General features: G+C 68.4%; 15 protein-coding genes. 12 read left to right on the top strand and 3 right to left on the bottom strand.

Features of this window, described 5'->3' with window-relative positions:
- Positions 1–17: 17 nt before the first annotated feature.
- The 12 genes from AC3WQA_RS02410 (at position 18) to AC3WQA_RS02465 (ending at position 15,146) form a co-directional block, all read left to right on the top strand.
- Positions 18–944 (top strand): 23S rRNA (adenine(2030)-N(6))-methyltransferase RlmJ, encoded by a 927-nt coding sequence (locus tag AC3WQA_RS02410; protein ID WP_492673514.1) that lies wholly within the window; start codon positions 18–20, stop codon positions 942–944.
- Between the two features lie 34 nt (positions 945–978).
- Complete coding sequence (locus AC3WQA_RS02415; RefSeq protein ID WP_492673515.1) at positions 979–1,488, top strand: Slp family lipoprotein; 510 nt, start codon at positions 979–981, stop codon at positions 1,486–1,488.
- Positions 1,489–1,548: 60 nt separating this feature from the next.
- Complete coding sequence (locus tag AC3WQA_RS02420; protein WP_492673516.1) at positions 1,549–2,457, top strand: cation diffusion facilitator family transporter; 909 nt, start codon at positions 1,549–1,551, stop codon at positions 2,455–2,457.
- Positions 2,458–2,459: 2 nt separating this feature from the next.
- Complete coding sequence (gene tsaA, locus AC3WQA_RS02425; RefSeq protein WP_492673517.1) at positions 2,460–2,993, top strand: tRNA (N6-threonylcarbamoyladenosine(37)-N6)-methyltransferase TrmO; 534 nt, start codon at positions 2,460–2,462, stop codon at positions 2,991–2,993.
- Positions 2,994–3,086: 93 nt separating this feature from the next.
- Positions 3,087–3,689, top strand: coding sequence for a GNAT family N-acetyltransferase (locus tag AC3WQA_RS02430; protein ID WP_492673518.1), 603 nt, complete (start codon positions 3,087–3,089; stop codon positions 3,687–3,689).
- Positions 3,690–3,817: 128 nt separating this feature from the next.
- Complete coding sequence (gene mfd / locus AC3WQA_RS02435; RefSeq protein ID WP_492673519.1) at positions 3,818–7,435, top strand: transcription-repair coupling factor; 3,618 nt, start codon at positions 3,818–3,820, stop codon at positions 7,433–7,435.
- Positions 7,436–7,646: 211 nt separating this feature from the next.
- Entirely contained in the window at positions 7,647–10,322 is a 2,676-nt protein-coding gene (locus tag AC3WQA_RS02440) for a TonB-dependent receptor (RefSeq protein ID WP_492673520.1), read from the top strand.
- 103 nt (positions 10,323–10,425) lie between these two features.
- Positions 10,426–11,118, top strand: a complete 693-nt coding sequence (locus tag AC3WQA_RS02445; protein WP_492673521.1) for a response regulator transcription factor — start codon at positions 10,426–10,428, stop codon at positions 11,116–11,118.
- The gene (locus AC3WQA_RS02450) at positions 11,115–12,491 is read left to right on the top strand and encodes a sensor histidine kinase (protein ID WP_492673522.1); all 1,377 of its coding nucleotides are present in this window, start codon (positions 11,115–11,117) and stop codon (positions 12,489–12,491) included. Before AC3WQA_RS02445 ends, AC3WQA_RS02450 begins: the two co-directional genes overlap by 4 nt.
- 54 nt (positions 12,492–12,545) lie before the next feature.
- Positions 12,546–13,547, top strand: coding sequence for a YncE family protein (locus tag AC3WQA_RS02455; RefSeq protein ID WP_492673523.1), 1,002 nt, complete (start codon positions 12,546–12,548; stop codon positions 13,545–13,547).
- A 257-nt stretch (positions 13,548–13,804) separates the two neighbouring features.
- Complete coding sequence (locus tag AC3WQA_RS02460; RefSeq protein WP_492673524.1) at positions 13,805–14,215, top strand: GFA family protein; 411 nt, start codon at positions 13,805–13,807, stop codon at positions 14,213–14,215.
- A 187-nt stretch (positions 14,216–14,402) separates the two neighbouring features.
- Positions 14,403–15,146 carry a class I SAM-dependent methyltransferase gene (locus AC3WQA_RS02465; RefSeq protein ID WP_492673525.1) on the top strand — a complete coding sequence of 248 codons (744 nt, stop codon included), beginning with the start codon at positions 14,403–14,405 and terminating at the stop codon, positions 15,144–15,146.
- On the opposite strand, the gene AC3WQA_RS02470 is transcribed toward AC3WQA_RS02465, so the two are convergent.
- The 3 genes from AC3WQA_RS02470 to AC3WQA_RS02480 form a co-directional block, all read right to left on the bottom strand.
- Positions 15,147–15,482, bottom strand: a complete 336-nt coding sequence (locus AC3WQA_RS02470) for a CcdB family protein (protein ID WP_492673526.1) — start codon at positions 15,480–15,482, stop codon at positions 15,147–15,149.
- Positions 15,463–15,708: a type II toxin-antitoxin system CcdA family antitoxin gene (locus AC3WQA_RS02475; protein ID WP_492673527.1), complete on the bottom strand. Its 246-nt coding sequence runs from the start codon at positions 15,706–15,708 to the stop codon at positions 15,463–15,465. The genes AC3WQA_RS02470 and AC3WQA_RS02475 overlap by 20 nt, the downstream gene beginning before the upstream one ends.
- Before the next feature lie 91 nt (positions 15,709–15,799).
- The gene (locus AC3WQA_RS02480) at positions 15,800–17,359 is read right to left on the bottom strand and encodes a protein adenylyltransferase SelO (RefSeq protein ID WP_492673528.1); all 1,560 of its coding nucleotides are present in this window, start codon (positions 17,357–17,359) and stop codon (positions 15,800–15,802) included.
- Positions 17,360–17,394 lie beyond the last annotated feature (35 nt).

Genomic DNA, 17,394 nt, shown 5'->3' on the forward strand with positions numbered 1-17,394 from the left:
TCGCCGCGACTGCCGCCATGAACTATCGCCACGCCTACCATGCCGGCAACTTCGCCGATGTGCTCAAGCACGTCGTGCTGCTGGCCCTGATCGAGGCGCTCAAGCAAAAGCCCGCGCCGTTCGGCGTGATCGACACCCACGCCGGCAGCGGCGGCTACGCGCTCGACAGCGTGGAAGCCGGCAAGACCGGCGAGTACAAGGATGGCATCAACCGCCTGATGTTCCCCGACCTGGCCGGCGGCGGCGACCATGGCCCGCTGCCGCCGCTGCTGCGCCGCTGGCTGGACAGCATCCTCGCCCTGCCCGAGAACGCCGAGGCTTTGCGCATCTATCCCGGTTCGCCGCTGCAGGTGGCACGCGCCATGCGCGACATCGACAGCGCGCAACTGTGCGAGCTGCACCCGGAAGAAGCCGCGCGCCTGCGCGAACTCACCCATCGCGACGCGCGTCTGCACGTGCACGAGCGCGACGGCTATGCGGCGTTGAAAGCCCTGCTGCCGCCGCGCGAGAAACGCGGGCTGGTGCTGATCGACCCACCCTACGAGGCGCAGGACGCCGAATACCGACTGATCGAGGCGACCCTGAAGGAAGCCCTGCAGCGCTGGCCTACCGGCATCTATGCGATCTGGTATCCGATCAAGCGGCGCAGCCAGGTGCAGCCCTTCCTGCGCTGGCTTGGCCACTGCGGCGCCAAGCGCGTGCTGCGCGTGGAACTGATGGTGCACACGGGCGATTCGCCGCTGCGCATGAATGGCACCGGCATGGCCATCGTCAACGCGCCCTGGCAGCTCGACGAAACCCTGCGCGAACCGTTGCGCGCGCTGGCCCGCCTGCTCAGCCAGGGCAGCCCGGCGCAATGGACGCTGGACTGGCTGGCCAGCGAAACCACGCCACCCGCCCCGACTCGGCCCGCGCGGCTACCGCCCAGGCCGCACCATCGCTAAGCTTCTGCACACCGCCCTGCGCCGGGAGATTGTCATGCGCCTCGCCGCCTTATCCGCCCGTCTCGCTGTTCCGGCCCTGCTGCTGACCCTCGCCGCCTGCGCCCCAGCACCGATCTACCAGAGCGCGCCCGACGCCGTGGCCGCCACACCCATGCAGGTGGCGCAGGCGCCCGAACGGTTCGTGCACGGCGAGGTGATCTGGGGCGGTCGCGTGGTGGGCGTGAAAAACCTGCCCGACCACAGCGAGATCGAGGTGCTGGCCTATCCGCTGGACTCCTCGCAGCGGCCTCGCTTCGGCGGCGGCGCCAACGGCCGTTTCATCCTCACCCTGCCCGGCTATGTCGAGCCGATGAGCTATCCCGGCGGCGCGCCGATCACCGTGCGCGGCCAGCTCGCCGGCAGCCGCGCCGGCAAGGTCGGCCAGGCCGACTACGTGTTCCCGCTGGTGCAAGCCGCGCAATCGCACGTGTGGAGCAGCGAGGAAATGCGCAGCGGCCATCCGGACATCCACTTCGGTCTCGGCCTGGGCATCGGCATCCGCTGAAGCCGGAAGGCGGGGCCGCGTCCACTACAATGGCCGGCCATCCTCTCTCATGGGCTGCGCATGTCCGGCCACGCCAACTCCCTCAAAGCCATCTTCCTCGCGCTGGGCGCGAACGCCGCGATCTTCGTTGCCAAGCTGGTGGCCGCCGTGCTCACCGGCTCGGGCGCGATGCTGGCCGAGGCGATCCACTCGCTGGCCGACTGCGGCAACCAGGGTTTGCTGCTGCTGGGCATGCGACAGGCGCGACGGCCGCCATCGGACGAGTACCCGCTGGGCTGGGGCCGCGCGCTGTATTTCTGGTCGTTCCTGGTGGCGCTGCTGCTGTTCAGCGTGGGCGGGCTGTTCTCGATCTACGAGGGCGTGCACAAGCTCAACCATCCCGAACCGCTCAAGTGGCCATGGCTGGCGCTGGGCGTGCTGGCGTTCGGCATCGTTGCCGAAGGCATGTCGATGCGCGGCTGCCTGCAGGAAGTGAACAAGGCGCGCGGCGGGCGCGGCCTGTGGCAGTGGTTCCGCGAGACGCGTTCCAGCGAGCTGCTGGTGATCTTTGGCGAGGACCTGGCCGCCCTGCTCGGCCTGTGCCTGGCCGCGCTGGCGGTGGGCGCCACCATGCTCACCGGCAACCTGATGTTCGATGCGCTGGGCACCGTCGCCATCGGCGTGCTGCTGGTGGCGGTGGCGATCGCCGTGGCCATCGAGGTGAAGGCGCTGCTGATCGGCCAGGGCGTGGAGCCGGCGCGACGCGCCGAACTGCTCGTCTTCCTCGACGCGCGCCCGGAAGTGGACGCGGTGCTGAACCTCATCACCTTGCAGATGGGCCCGGACGTGATGGTCGCGGTGAAGGCGCAGATGGCGCCCACGCCGAGCGCACTGGCCCTGATCGATGCGATCAATGCGGTGGAGCGCGACATGAAGGCCGCCTTTGGCGAGATTCGCTGGAGCTTCTTCGAGCCGGACGTCACCGACTGAGCATGGCTGCCGGCTATACGCTCACGCCCATCGCCCACGTGCGCTCGCCCTATGCGCGGCGCATCGACGCGCCGCACCAGCCCACCGTGGTGGCGGGCACCGAAACCGGCGCGCAGGCCGAGGCACGCATCGAGTTCGTGGACGAACTGCCGGCCGAGGCGCTGGCCGACCTGGCCGGCTTCGAGCGCCTCTGGCTGATCTTCGTGTTCGACCGCAGCGAGGGCTGGAAGGCCAAGGTGCGTCCGCCGCGCGGTGGCGGCAAGCGCGGCGTGCTGGCCACCCGTTCACCGCATCGGCCCAATCCCATCGGGCTGTCGGCGGTGGAGCTGGTGGCGGTGGAGGCGCGCGCCCTGGTGGTGCGTGGGGTGGATCTGCTGGACGGCACGCCCATTCTCGACATCAAGCCCTACGTGCCCTACGCCGACGCTTTCCCCGCCGCACGCGCCGGCTGGATCGACGCCATCGACGCCGCGCAGGGGCGGCAGTCCGCACCCGGCCCCAAGCGGCCACGGCGGCCGCCCGCCGCGGGCGACTGAGTTTCGCTGCGCCGCGACAAACTGGCGCGAAAGCTTGATTTTTCACCGATCCAGTGACATGCTGCGCCGCACACAATACGCAAGAGTATTGACATGCTTTCCGCCGTCCTGCGCTCCGTCACCCCGCCCGCACCGCTGCCGCCGCGCAGCCGCGACCGCTACGCCGCGGCGCTCACTGTGCACACTGCCCACGGCGAGCAGGTGCACAGCCGCGACGGCCGCGAACTGTGGCTGCGCGAGATCGAGCCGGGCGACATGGCCGCCCTGCAGCGCTGCTTCACCCGCCTGTCGCCGCAGGACATCCGCCGCCGCTTCCTGCACGCCATGGCCGAGCTGCCCGCACCGATGGCCGAGCGTCTGTGCAACATCGACCCCGCGCGGGAAACCGCGCTGGTGCTGGCGGACGAATCGGCCAAACCCGCGGAGATCCGCGGCGTGGGCCGCATCTACGTGGACAGGACCACCGACAGCGCCGAGTTCTCGGTGATCGTGGAGCATGCGTGGAGCCGCGTCGGCCTGGGCGCCCTGCTGATGCAGCGACTGGTGGACGACTGCCGCCTGCGCGGCCTCACCGAAATCTGGGGCTACGTGCTCCTGGAAAACCGCCCGATGCTGGAATTGTGCCGCGAGCTGGGCTTCACCCAGCGCCTGCTGCCCGACGAACCAGGCACCGCGCAGATCACGCTGCGCCTGTAGCCCCGCACCCCGCCCACGTCCCTACCGGCTCTCCCGCGAGCGCGGGCAGGGCTCAAGGCACGGTCGCGCTACACTTGGCCGCTTCCCCGGCGCGATCCGACGCTCGCGCCCATCGTGCCGACGTGTCCATGACCGCTCCGATTCCCCTTCCCGCGCTCCCCACCACCCCGAAACAACGCCGCTACTGGACGCCGCCGCACGGCTCCGCGCGCGCCCTGTTGCTGGCCGAGTCCGCGCGTTCGCACGACGGCCTGCTGGTGGCGGTGACGCGCGACACCCAGCGCGCCTCGGCGCTGGAGGACGAGCTGCGCATCTTCGCCGGCGATCTGCCGGTGCTGCACTTCCCGGACTGGGAAACCCTGCCCTACGACGCGTTCAGCCCGCACCCGGAGGTCGTCTCGCAACGCATCGCCACGCTCTACCAGCTGCCGGGCGTGAAACGCGGCGTGCTGGTGGTTCCCGTCGCCACCCTGATGCAGCGCATCGCGCCGCGCTGGCACATCACCGGCTCCGGGTTGGTGGTGGCGAAAGGGCAGAAATTCGACCTCGCCGCCGAACAGCGCCGGCTGGAAGCCAGCGGCTACCGCAACGTGCCGCAGGTGGCCGAGCCCGGCGACTTCGCGGTGCGCGGTGCGCTGATCGACATCTTCCCGATGGGTGCGGCGGAGCCCTACCGCATCGAGCTGTTCGACGACGAGGTGGATTCGATCCGCAGCTTCGATCCGGAAACGCAGCGCTCGGCCCAGCCGGTGGAGAAGGTGGAGCTGCTGCCCGCGCGCGAGTTTCCGCTCACCGACGACGCGGCGAAGAACTTCCGCAACGCCCTGCGTGAGCGCTTCCCGATCGACGTGCGCCGCTGCCCGCTGTACCAGGACATGAAGGAAGGCGTCACGCCCGGCGGCATCGAGTACTACCTGCCGCTGTTCTTCCCGCAGACTTCCACGCTGTTCGACTACCTGGCCGACGACGCGCTGTTCGTGCTCGGCGAAGGCGCCGGCGAAGCCAGCGGGGCGTTCTGGACGCAGACCGCCGAACGCTACGACCAGCGCGCCCACGATATCGAACGCCCGGTGCTGCCGCCGGCCGAGCTGTACCTCTCGCCCGAGCAGTTGCGCGAGCAGCTCAACCGGCGCCTGCGCGTGGAGGTGGTGGCGAGCGGCCACGCGCACGCGGTGGACATCGGCACCCAGCCCGCGCCCGAGCTGCCGCTGAACCGCAAGGGCGAGGAAGCGGGCGCGTCGCTCAAGCGTTTCCTCGCCAGCTATCCCGGCCGCGTGCTGATTGCCGCCGATTCGGCGGGACGGCGCGAGGCGTTGCTGGAAATGTTGGCCGGCGCAGGGCTGAAGCCGGAGAACGTCGAAAGCTGGCAGGCATTTCTCCTCCCCCTGCAGGCAGGGGGAGGTCGGGACGGGGTTGCCCCAGCTGGCGCAGTAGCAAAAGCCCCCCTCACCCCAGCCCTCTCCCCCAGCGTAGCTGGGGGAGAGGGAGCAAAACGCAGCGCTGAGGATGGGCGAGCCGCCTCCACTCCATCTCCCCCGACGAAGTCGGGGGAGATGGAGGCTTTCGCCATCACCGTCGCCCCGCTGGAGCAGGGCTTCGCGCTCAAAAAGCCCGCGCTCACCGTGCTCACCGAACGCGAGTTGTTCGGCGAGCGCGTGCGCAGCGAGCGCCGCCGTCGGCGCGGCGCGGCACGCGACCCCGACGCGATCATCCGCGACCTCACCGAGCTGTCCGCCGGCTCGCCCATCGTGCATGTCGACCACGGCGTGGGCCGCTACCAGGGCCTGCTGTCGATGGAACTGGGCGGCATGGAGGGCGAGTTCCTCGTCATCGAGTATGCCAAGGGCGACAAGCTCTACGTGCCGGTGGCGCAGCTCGGCCTGGTCAGCCGCTACTCCGGCACCGCGCCGGAGCTGGCGCCGCTGCACTCGCTGGGTGGTGACGCCTGGGAGCGCGCGCGCAAGAAGGCCGCCGAAAAGGTGCGCGACGTGGCCGCCGAACTGCTCGCCATCTACGCCCAGCGCGAGGCGCGCGGCGGTGAGTCCATCGCCATCGATCGCGCCATGGTGGAAGCCTTCGGCGCCACCTTCCCGTTCGAGGAAACCCCCGACCAGGAACAAGCCATCGCCGCCGTGCTCAATGACCTCGCCGCGCCGCGCGCGATGGATCGGGTGATCTGCGGTGACGTCGGCTTCGGCAAGACCGAGGTCGCGCTGCGTGCCGCCTTCGCCGCCGCCACCGCCGGCAAGCAGGTGGCGGTGCTGGTGCCCACCACCCTGCTCGCCCAGCAGCACTACCGCAACTTCGCCGACCGTTTCGCCGACTGGCCGGTGAAGGTGGACGTGCTCTCGCGTTTCCGTTCCGCCAAGGAGGTGACCGAAGCGCTGAAGCGCCTGGCCGACGGCCAGATCGACGTGATCGTGGGCACCCACAAGCTGCTGCAGCCCGACATCAAGTTCCGCCGGCTGGGCCTGGTGATCGTGGACGAGGAGCAGCGCTTCGGTGTGCGCCAGAAGGAGCAGCTGAAGAAACTGCGCGCGGAAGTGGACCTGCTCACCATGACTGCCACGCCGATCCCGCGCACGCTGAACATGGCGATGAGCGGCCTGCGCGATCTTTCCCTCATCACCACGCCGCCGGCGCACCGCATGGCCGTGCGCACCTTCATCAGCGCGTGGGACCCGGCCACCATCCGCGAAGCCTTCCAGCGCGAGCTGGCGCGCGGCGGCCAAGTGTACTTCCTGCACAACGAGGTGGAGTCGATCGAACGCACCGCGCGCGAGCTGGCCGAACTCATACCCGACGCGCGCATCGGCATCGCCCACGGCCAGATGGCCGAGCGCGAACTGGAATCGGTGATGGCCGACTTCCACCGCCAACGCTTCAACGTGCTGGTGTGCACCACGATCATCGAAACCGGCATCGACATCCCGACGGCCAACACCATCGTCATCGACCGCGCCGACCGTTTCGGCCTGGCCCAGTTGCACCAGCTGCGCGGCCGCGTGGGCCGCTCGCACCACCGCGCCTATGCGTATCTGATCGTGCCCGACCGCAAGAGCATCACCGCCGATGCGGAGAAGCGGCTCGAAGCGCTGGCCTCGCTGGAGGAACTCGGCGCCGGCTTCACCCTCGCCACGCACGACCTGGAAATCCGCGGCGCCGGCGAGCTGCTGGGCGACGAACAATCCGGCCAGATCCAGGAGATCGGCTTCGGCCTCTACACCGAGCTGCTGGATCGCGCGGTGCGCGCGCTGAAGAGCGGCAAGCTGCCCGACTTCGATCTCAGCTCCGAGCACGAGACCGAAGTGGAGCTGCACCTGCCCGCGCTGATCCCCGACGACTACCTGCCCGACGTGCATACGCGCCTGACGCTGTACAAGCGCATCGCCAGCGCGCGCAACGAAGACCATCTGCGCGACCTGCAGGTGGAGATGATCGACCGCTTCGGCCTGCTGCCCGAGCCCGCCAAAACCTTGTTCGCGCTGTCCAGCCTCAAGCTGATGGCCACGCCGCTGGGCATCCGCAAGCTGGATTTCGGCGCCAACGGCGGCCGCATCGTGTTCCGCGACAAGCCCGAAGTCGATCCCATGGCGATCATCAAGCTGATCCAGAGCCTGCCGCGTGTGTACAAGCTGGATGGCCAGGACAAGCTGCGCATCAGCCTCGACCTGCCCGGCGCCAGCGAACGCATCCGCAGCGCGCAGGAAGTGCTGGTGCTGCTGGGGGCGCGGCGGCCGGGCTGAACACCGCCCCGCGAGCGGCATGGCGTGCATGCCATGCCCACGGCCGCGCGGATGCGCGCGTCGACCACCCATTTTCGCCGCGCCGCCTTACAGATCGGTAAGTGCGCGGCAACCCCCGTGTCATTCCCTGCGCCTAGTTTGGAAAAACCGGCCGCATTCCCGCTTGCGCGCGAATGTATGGCACAGCCTTTTTCCAACCAGGATTCCAACGATGCGCAGCACGAAGTTGTACAAGGCCATGTTCAACGCCACCGCCCTTGTGAGCCTTGGCGTGTTCGGCGTGTCGTCCCATGTCTTTGCCAACGACCTGGCCGCTTCCGGCAAGTCGACCGCCGCCGGCGACGCGAAGCCGGACGCCACCGGCGGCGAGGGCGCGGCGGAGGGCGCGCCGACGAAAGAAGGCAAGATCGTCAAGAATCTCAAGGGCGTCCACGTCGTGGCTCCGCATACCTCCGACGAGGTTGCGCGCTTCACGCAGCAGTACGCCCCCAACCTGATCAACATCCGCACGGAAGAGCAGATCCGTGCGTTGCCCGACGCCAGCGCCGCCGAGGCCGTCCGTCGCATTCCCGGCGTCTCGATGGAAACGGATGAAGGCGAGGGGCGCTACATCAACATCCGCGGCTTCGACGCGGATCTCAACAGCACCACCTACGCCGGCGTCCGCCTGCTGCCGACCAACAACGCCTCGCCATTCGGCGGCTATCGCGGCGTGGCGCTGGACTCCGTCCCGGTCGGCTTCATCGGCGCGGTCAAGCTCACCAAGTCGAACCTGCCCAGCCAGGACGCGGAGGCGCTGGGCGGCACGATCGAGGTGCTGCCGAAGACCGCTCCGGCGAAACAGGGCGCGTTCCTCGAGGGCAACGTTGGCCTGGGCTACGAGCCGCTGCGCGGCACGCCGGTCAAGGATTTCTCGCTGACCGGCGGCGGCCGCTACGGGCCGTTCTCGATCCTGCTGACCGCATCCGGACATACCGATTCGCGCGGCATCGACGACGTCGAGCCCGCCTACTTCAACGACACGGCACACCCCTACCAGGCGGTGAGCGTCATCGAGCAGCGCGACTACGAGTTGCATCGCCGCCGCCACGGCTACGCCATCGACATCGGCTACCAGCCGGACGGCGACGACCAGTGGTATCTGCGCGCCTTCGACGCCGGCTACACCGAGCGTTACAAGCGCCAGTTCATGGACGTCACGCTGGACGGCAACACCACCGTGTCGGCGAACGGCATCCTGCACGACACGCTGACCTTCCCCGGCGCGATCACCAAGTCGCTGCGCGACGAGCAGGAGACCTCGCGCGAGCGGTTCTACATGCTCGGCGGCGAGAACACCCTGAATGCTCTCGGCGGCACCACCATCGACTATCACGTCGCCTACGTCGAAGGCACCTACAAGAAGCCCTACGACTACAACTCCACCTTCACCTACAACCCGCCCTCCTCCGCCGCCGGGACCATCGACTACAGCCTCAGCGGCCCCGGGCACGTGCCGCTCTACACGATCGCCGGCGCGCCGGGCTACCTTGACCCGGCCAACTACACGCTGAGCAGCCTCAACAACGGCAAGCAGTACAACTTCGACCGCGAGATGTCCTACGCCTTCAACTCGACCACGCCGGTCGAATGGGGCAGCCTGACCGACCAGGATCTGAAGTTCGGCGTGAGCGTGCGGCAACGGCACAAGCGGACGACTGCGCAGCCGTACTCGCTCTCGCCCACCGCGCTGCCGCTTACCGCGGTCGCCGGCGTCGCCCAGGAAACCTATTACGACGGCTACTACCGCAACGGCGTGGACATCATCCCCGGCGCGCTGCAGCGCATCTTCGGCTACGGCAGCATCGCCCCCGGCGACCAGCTCAGCAGCAACCAGCAATACCTGGATGCGCACGAGGACATCTACGCCGCCTACGGCGAATACACCGGCACCTTGGGCAAGCTGGGCATGCTCGCCGGCCTCCGCTTCGAGGCGACGCGCGACCGCGGCAACGCCTACGCAACCGGCACCGACGCCGCCGGCAATCCGTTCTCCCAGCCGGTCAGTACCACGCACAACTACCACGACTTCTTCCCGAACCTGCAGTTCCGCTACGAACTGGCGCCCGACCTGGTTCTGCGCGCCGCCTACTCTTCGACGATCGCCCGGCCCGGCTTCAACCAGGCCAATCCGGCGCTGGCGATCAACGTGGGCTCGGGCATCGCCACCACCGGCAACCCGAACCTGAAGCCCTCCACGGCCAACAGTTTCGACTTCGCCGTCGAGAAGTACCTGCCCGATGGCGGCATCATGTCCGCCGGCATCTTCGACAAGGAAATCTCCGATTACATCGTCCCCTTCGAGACGACGCAGACGCTGCCCAACGCGAGCCAGATACCCGGCGGCGCGATCCCGTACCACGTCTTCACCTTCAAGAACGTCGGTTCCTCCTACGCGCGCGGCCTGGAACTGAACTGGCGGCAGACATTCAGCAACCTGCCGGATTGGCTGGCCGGGCTGGGCGCGGCGGCGAACTACACCTGGGTCGATTCGCGCATCCAGATCCGGCCCGGCGAGTATTCGCAGTTGCCGTCGACCTCGCGCAACACCTGGAACGCCATGCTGTTCTACCAGCGCGCCGGGCTCTCGCTCAACCTCGCGGCCTACTCGGTATCGTCCGACCTGTTCGGCATCGGTACCGACCGCAGCAGCGACATCTACAACGCCAGCCGCACCTCGATGGATTTCAGCGCGAGCTACCAGTTTCCACAGAACTGGTCCGTCTACTTCCAGGCCAGGAACCTGCTCGACACGCCGCATGCGTTCTACCAGGGAACCTCGGATCGGCCGATCCAGCGCGAGTTCTACGGGCTGACCTACCTGGCGGGCGTGCGTTTCGAGCTCTGACCGCAACCGGCGCACGGGCACGCAAGGACGCACTGTCATCGGACCGACACATGTTTCTGGGGTAGTGCCGCCAGGTCAAACGGTGCTGCCGAGGTAGCCGCGCATGGACATCTTGCTGATCGAGGACGATGCGGAGACTCGCGACTACGTGGCCGGGGGCCTGCGCGAGCTCGGCCATGCCGTCGACCAGGCCGGCGATGGCCTGGCCGGATTGCGCCGCGCACGCGAAGGCCACCATCAAGTGCTGGTGGTCGACCGCATGCTGCCGCGCATGGCCGGGCTCGACCTGCTGCGGGCGCTGCGCAAAATCGGCATCAACACGCCGGTGCTGATGCTGACCGCGCTGGGCGAAGTGGACGCGCGGGTCGAAGGCATCGAGGCGGGCGCAGACGACTACCTCGCCAAGCCGTTTGCCTTCGCCGAACTGGTCGCGCGCATCGGCGCGCTGGCGCGGCGTCCGCCGCTGGCCAGCCCCGCCGTGGTCCAGTTGCGCGTGGCTGACCTGGAAATGGATCTGCTCAGCCGCGAAGTGCGCCGCGGCGGCAGGATGATCGAACTGCAGCCCCGCGAATTCCGCCTGCTTGAATACCTGATGCGCCATGCCGGCGAACTAGTAACCCGGACGATGCTGCTGGAGCAGGTGTGGGAATACCACTTCGATCCGCAGACCAGCGTGGTGGAGACCCACATCAGCCGCCTGCGCGGCAAGATCGACCGCGGCTTCGCCGGAGGCGAACTGCTCGGCACACTGCGCGGCGTCGGCTACGTGCTGCGCACGGCGCCGGAGCAGCCGTGACTGGCACCGGTTCCGCCATGCTCGGTGCGCGTCTGCTGCGCAGCTCGGCCTTCCGGCTCGCCGCACTGCAGGCGGGCCTGTTCGCGCTGATCGCCCTGCTGCTGTTCGCGATCACCTGGTGGTCGGTGCGCGGTTACGTCGAAGCGCAGGTTCGGCGCGCGATCGCCGACGAGTTCGGCGAGGTCGCCGCGATACCGGCCGGCAAGCGCGCAACTGCGATCGCCGACATCGTCGCGCAGGCGCCGCAGGGGCCGCTCTACTACGGTTTGTTTGGCGTCGACGGGCGGCGCGTCGCAGGCGACCTGCCGCTTGCGCCGGCCCATACCGGCTGGAGCGCACTGACGAAAGACATGCCATCGGGCCGCGGGCTGCACATGCTGGTGCATGCCGCCCGGCTCGACGATGGTGGATTGCTGGTAGTGGGGCGCGACCGGCGCAGCGCCGATCAACTGGATGCGCTGCTGCAGGATGCCTTCCTGTGGGCCGGCATCGCATCGGTCATCTTCGCGCTGCTGGGCGGCGTGTTCACCGCACGCAGCTACCTGCGTCGCGTCGAGGCGGTGGCTACGGCCGCCGCGCGCATCGCCGCCGGCGACCTCGGCGTGCGCATCTCGCACGGCGGCCGCGATGACGAGTTCGATCGCCTGGCACAAGCGTTGAACGGTATGCTGGAGCGCATTCAGGCGTTGATGGAAGGCATGCGGCAAGTATCCAACGATATCGCACACGACCTGCGCACCCCGCTGAGCCATCTGCGCCAGCGGCTGGAAACCGCCACCCGCACGGCCACCGACACCGACGCCTTTCGCGCGGCGGCGGAGCGCGCCCTGACCGATGTCGACGATGTGCTGGCGACCTTCGCGGCCCTGTTGCGCATCGCCCAGGTCGAAAGCCGCCAGCGCCGCGCCGGCTTCGCCATGGTGGATCTGTCCGGGCTGCTCGACAGTGTCGTCGGCGACTATGCGCCGCTGCTGGAGGACCAGGGACGGACGCTGCGCACGAACCTTGCCCATGGCGTGCACATACTGGGCGACCGCGCGCTGCTCACGCAGCTGTTTGTCAACCTGATCGAGAACGTCCTGCACCACACGCCTCCGGGCACACCGGTCGCGCTCACGCTGGAACGGCAGGAGGGCGGTTGTCGCGTCACGCTCGACGACGCCGGCCCCGGCATACCCGCCGAGGCGCGCACGCGCGTGACCGGTCGCTTCGTACGGCTCGACGCCGCGCGCAGCACGCCCGGCAGCGGGCTGGGCCTGGCACTGGTCGCTGCCGTGGCCGACCTGCACGACGCCACGCTCGCGTTCGGCGACACCGCCCCCGGCCTGCGCGCGCAACTGGATTTTCCTCCGCCGGATACTCCGCTGCTCTGACATCCGGCGACCAGGCTCTACCGCTGCACTTTTCCCTCCACCAAGGACCATGCCATGAAGAAGATCATCTGGACGCTGTTGTTCGCCACGGCCGCAGGCATCCCGCCGCTGGCTGTCGCGAGCACGGCTGCCACCGGCTACACCATCACCCGGCACTACGCGCTCGGCGGCGACGGCGGCTGGGACTATGTGAGCCTGGACGCGACGACGCGGCGGCTGTTCATCGCGCGCGACAATCGCGTGATGGTGGTAAACGCCGACGACGGCAAGCTCGTCGCGGAGATCGGCGGCATGCAGCATGCGCACGGCGTCGCCGTGGTGCCGTCGCTGCACCGCGCCTACGTCAGCAATGGCCACGGCAACGACGTCAGCGTGGTCGACCTGGCGACGCTGAAGGTGGTCGGCAACATCCCGGTCAGCGGCAAGGATCCGGATGCGATCATCTACGACGACGCCAACGGCGACGTGCTGGCGATGAACGGCGACAGCAACGGGATCAGCGTGATCGACCCAAAGCTGGGCAAGGAGGTCGCCACCATCGCGCTGCGCAGCAACCCCGAATTCCCGGCGCTCGACGGCGCCGGCCGGCTCTACGTCAACCTCGAAGGTTCGAGCGAGCTGGCCGAGGTCGACCTGCGGGAGCGCAAGGTCGTGCACGTCTGGCCGCTGGCGCCCTGCCAAGGGCCGACCGGCCTGGCGCTGGATACCGCCAGCCACCGCCTGTTCTCGGTGTGCGCCAACGGCTGGATGATCGTGACGAACGCCGACAATGGGCGGCAGGTCGCCAAGCTGTCGATCGGCCGCCGCCCGGATGCCGTCGTCTACGATGCCAAGCTGCACAACGTGATCGCCGCGAGCGGCGAAGGTTCGCTCGGCGTGATCCATCAAATCGATGCCGACCACTACGCGCCGGCGGTGAAGGTACCCACCATGCCCAGCGCTCGCACGTTGGCGCTCGATCCCTCGACCCACGAGGTGTTCACGGTCGGCGCCACCACGCACGGCCACGGCAAGCCCGTCACCGGTTTCAGCCTGCTGGTAGCCGGGCCGCGCTGAACCGCGGCGTGCGGGAAAGCCGGGGCGTGGCGACCGAATCGGTCATGCCCTGGCTGTCTTCCACCTCAGGGTTCATCTTGGGGGCCACCACCCACAAGCTTTGCCGCTTGCGCCTCGATACGGATCCCGAACCTGGCGCCTGCAATCGCCGGCACTGGCCTTCGGCCTGCGCATGGTTTATGCCCACGTCTCCAGATGAACCCGACGCCATGCCAGCACGACACGCATGGCACCACTGAATTCCGGCAGAGGTTCCCATGCCAGGCAAGACGGCTTCATGTTGCTGCGGACAGTTGCGCATCGAGGTGCAAGGCGATTCGCTGGGCGCCGGCATCTGCCATTGCCTCGCGTGCCAGCAGCGCACCGGCAGCATATTCGCGACGCTGGCTGCCTACTCCACGCCCTTTGCCGTTGCCGGCACCGCGACGGAGTACGTGCGCACAGGCGATCACGGGACGAAGTTCCGCTTCCGGTTCTGCCCTGTCTGCGGCAGCACGGTTTTCCATACGGAGGAAGGGAACGACCAGTGCGTGATGGTCGCAGTCGGTGCCTTTGCCGACCCGGATTTCCCCGAGCCGCAGGATTCCGTCTACGAGTGCCGCAAGCACGCCTGGGTTCAATTGCCCGACGGAATCACCCGCTACGCGAAAGACACGGACTGCCGTTGACAGTACGGGTGGACTCGGGCGACGCACGCCCACGGCTACGGTCGCGCACGCCTGAAATCACGTTCCGGTTCCTACCGCCCGCCGCCCGCACGACGGGCGCCTTCTTGTTGCCCATGCCATCGCCACACTGGATCGCCGCGCCCCTGCGCCGGGGAGATGGCCAAGTCAACGCAGCGGGGGATGCGCCATGCAGGGGAACATCCGGGAGACCGCGCAGGATCGTGCACCCGAGAAACCGCGCTACGGCATCGACGCGCCGGGCCTGGTGCTGGGCTTCGCCATCGGCGGGCCGGTGCTGCTGCTCGCCGGCCTGTACCACGGCTTCGCGCCGGCCTTGACGTGGACGCTGCGCTGCACCGGCCTGCTGATGTGCGCCGAAGCGGCCCTGATGACGTTGAGCAGCCTGCACGGCAAGCACCAGGTGATGCGCGGGATGATGGCCGCGCTGCAGTTGCGCGGCGACGAGCAAGTACTGGACGTGGGTTGCGGCCGCGGCCTGCTCCTGCTCGAAGCCGCTCGCCGCCTGCCGCGCGGACGCGCCACCGGTATCGACCTGTGGAGCACGCGCGACCAGAGCGGCAACGCCGCCGCAACCACAAGGCACAACGCCGAACTGGCAAGCGTGGCCGACCGTGTGCAGATCGACACTGGCGACATGCGCCACCTGCCCTACCCCGACGCCATCTTCGACACCGTCGTCTCCAGCATTGCCGTCCACAACCTGCCCACCGTGGCCGACCGCGAACAGGCTGCGCGCGAGATCGCGCGCGTGCTCAAGCCCGGCGGCCAGGTCGCCCTGCTCGACTTCCGCTGCACGGCACTCTACGCGCAGGTGCTGCGCGAAGCTGGCCTCGCAGTGCAACGCTCGTGGCCGGAGTTCCGCATGTTTCCGTGGGTGTGGATCGTGCGCGCAAGCAAGCCGGCGCACTGATCAGAAACCGGCAACCAGGAAATCCAGGGCGGCCAGGATGGCGTCGCGCTGCGCAGAAAGCTCCCCGACCTGCGCACCCAGGTATTTCCTTGCAACGCCAGCCAGCTGCGGCGTCACCATGACATACGACTTGCCGCCGACCACAAGCACCGGGGTCAGCGTCTTCATGGTTTTGCCCCGCATGGCGAGCGCCGTGTAAAGCGGCACCACGACCCGCGTCCCCAACCCGACAATCAGTCGCTTTGCACGTCGAGCAACAACGGTACGGCTGACTGCGTAGCCGGATTGGCATTGCGGTGCACGGCGAACTGCGGCATCAGAAGCTCCGCAGGCCATCGCTGTAGACCCCAGCCGCCTCGACGTGTTCGTTGTAGGCACCCATGGCCTTGCGGTTTTCGGTGAGCCACTGCTCGCGCCTTACGGCGTTCAAGGCTTCGGCCAGGGCATGCTCGAACGTGGCGGAAAGGTTGATGCCGTGCTGCTTGGCCTTGTCGAGCAGATCGCCATTGACGCTGAGGTTGACGGCACGCTTGCCGGCTTCGGCATCGTAGATGGTGGCCATGCTGGCAACTCCTGTCTGATGCGCACAATTTATGCGCATGGCTGCACGCAATCAAAGACGCATCGACGGTACAGGCTGCGCGCCGGATGACCTACGAACTGCAGGAAAGCATCGAGCAGCCCGGCTGGTGCCGCGCCCAGTCGGGCCGCTTGCGCGCGAAGGCTTCACGGCCCGGCTGCTCGTCGCATGGATGGCGCAGCACGTCGAGCAGCTCGTGGATGCCGCCGGCATCGCCCTGCTCGGCGCGCTCGATCGCCTGCTGGGCGAGGTAGTTGCGCAGCACGTAGCGCGGATTGGCGGCGTGCATGCGGGCACGACGTTCCGCGGTGGACAGCGAGTCATCGGCAAGGCGGGCGGCGTAGCGCGCCAACCAGTCCGCGAAGGCCGACTCGTGCGCGCTTCGTTTCGCCTCGTCGTAAAACGCCTCGTGCAGCGGCTCCAGCGCGGGGCGTAGCGGATCGACCGCGGCCAGGCCTCGGAACCACAGTGTCATGTCCACCTCGGCCGCGCGCAGCAGGGACTGCAGCGATTGCATCAGCGCCACGTCCTCGTCGCGGCAGGCGGCCAGGCCGAGCTTGGCGGCGGTATTGGCGCGATCCGCCTCGGCGTAGACGGTGGCGTAGCGATCCAGCCCGGCCTGCAGCGGCGCGATGTCGCCGAACAGTGGTGACAAGGCCTGCGCAAGGCGGGACAGGTTCCACCACGCCACGTTCGGCTGCTGGCCGTAGCGGTAGCGGCGGCGCTGCGCGTCGGTGGTGTTCGGCGTCCAGTCCGGGTCGTAGTCGTCGATCCAGCCGTAGGGGCCGTAGTCCAGGGTGAGGCCCGTGATCGACATGTTGTCGGTGTTCATCACGCCATGCACGAAACCCACGCGCATCCAGTCGGCCATGAGACGCGCCGTACGCGCGCAGATTTCGCCGAACCAGTCGCCGTAAAGGCTTTCGCCCTGTCCGGCCAGATGGGGAAAATCGCGGCGGATGGCGAAGTCCGCCAGTTGCCGCAGCAGCGCCGTGTCGCCGCGCGACGCAGGCAGTTCGAAGCTGCCGAAGCGGATGAAGGACGGCGCTGCGCGGCAGACGATGGCGCCCGGTTCCGCGCGCGGATGGCCGTCGTAGAGCAGGTCGCGCACCACGGCCTCGCCGGTGCCGACCAGGCACAGCGCGCGCGTGGTGGGAATGCCGAGGTGGTGCATCGCCTCGCTGCACAGGAATTCGCGAACCGACGAACGCAGCACCGCGCGGCCATCCGCGCTGCGCGAGTATGGCGTGGGGCCGGCGCCCTTGAGCTGCAGTTCCCAGCGCTCGCCGCCGTCAGCGACGACCTCGCCCAGCGAGATGGCGCGGCCGTCGCCGAGCTGCCCCGCCCACGCACCGAACTGGTGACCGCCGTAGTTCGCCGCCCAGGGCTGCATGCCGGGCAGCAGCGCATTGCCGCCGAATACCTGCGCGAAGGCATCGCTGGCGAGTTCCTCCGCGCTGAAGCCCAGCGTCGCGGCCATTTCCACCGAATGGGCCAGCAGGCGCGGGGCGGTTACCGGTGTGGGCGACACGCGCGAATACAGCGCACCGGTCACTTCGTGCGGGCCGGGGGTGTCGGAGGGATCGGCGGGGAGTTCGCGCAGAAACGTGTTGTCGAAGTGCAGCTTGTGCATGCTGCGATGGTAGCTCGCTGCATGCACCAATCGCA

Source organism: Rhodanobacter sp. FW106-PBR-R2A-2-24 (assembly GCF_058789615.1).

Excerpts from the sequence above, each read along its gene's own strand:
- AC3WQA_RS02410 (WP_492673514.1), top strand. The coding sequence starts at position 18 with ATGAACTATCGCCACGCCTACCATGCCGGCAACTTCGCCGATGTGCTC.
- AC3WQA_RS02415 (WP_492673515.1), top strand. The coding sequence starts at position 979 with ATGCGCCTCGCCGCCTTATCCGCCCGTCTCGCTGTTCCGGCCCTGCTG.
- AC3WQA_RS02420 (WP_492673516.1), top strand. The coding sequence starts at position 1,549 with ATGTCCGGCCACGCCAACTCCCTCAAAGCCATCTTCCTCGCGCTGGGC.
- tsaA (WP_492673517.1), top strand. The coding sequence starts at position 2,460 with ATGGCTGCCGGCTATACGCTCACGCCCATCGCCCACGTGCGCTCGCCC.
- AC3WQA_RS02430 (WP_492673518.1), top strand. The coding sequence starts at position 3,087 with ATGCTTTCCGCCGTCCTGCGCTCCGTCACCCCGCCCGCACCGCTGCCG.
- mfd (WP_492673519.1), top strand. The coding sequence starts at position 3,818 with ATGACCGCTCCGATTCCCCTTCCCGCGCTCCCCACCACCCCGAAACAA.
- AC3WQA_RS02440 (WP_492673520.1), top strand. The coding sequence starts at position 7,647 with ATGCGCAGCACGAAGTTGTACAAGGCCATGTTCAACGCCACCGCCCTT.
- AC3WQA_RS02445 (WP_492673521.1), top strand. The coding sequence starts at position 10,426 with ATGGACATCTTGCTGATCGAGGACGATGCGGAGACTCGCGACTACGTG.
- AC3WQA_RS02455 (WP_492673523.1), top strand. The coding sequence starts at position 12,546 with ATGAAGAAGATCATCTGGACGCTGTTGTTCGCCACGGCCGCAGGCATC.
- AC3WQA_RS02460 (WP_492673524.1), top strand. The coding sequence starts at position 13,805 with ATGCCAGGCAAGACGGCTTCATGTTGCTGCGGACAGTTGCGCATCGAG.
- AC3WQA_RS02465 (WP_492673525.1), top strand. The coding sequence starts at position 14,403 with ATGCAGGGGAACATCCGGGAGACCGCGCAGGATCGTGCACCCGAGAAA.
- AC3WQA_RS02470 (WP_492673526.1), bottom strand. The coding sequence starts at position 15,482 with ATGGCCTGCGGAGCTTCTGATGCCGCAGTTCGCCGTGCACCGCAATGC.
- AC3WQA_RS02475 (WP_492673527.1), bottom strand. The coding sequence starts at position 15,708 with ATGGCCACCATCTACGATGCCGAAGCCGGCAAGCGTGCCGTCAACCTC.
- AC3WQA_RS02480 (WP_492673528.1), bottom strand. The coding sequence starts at position 17,359 with ATGCACAAGCTGCACTTCGACAACACGTTTCTGCGCGAACTCCCCGCC.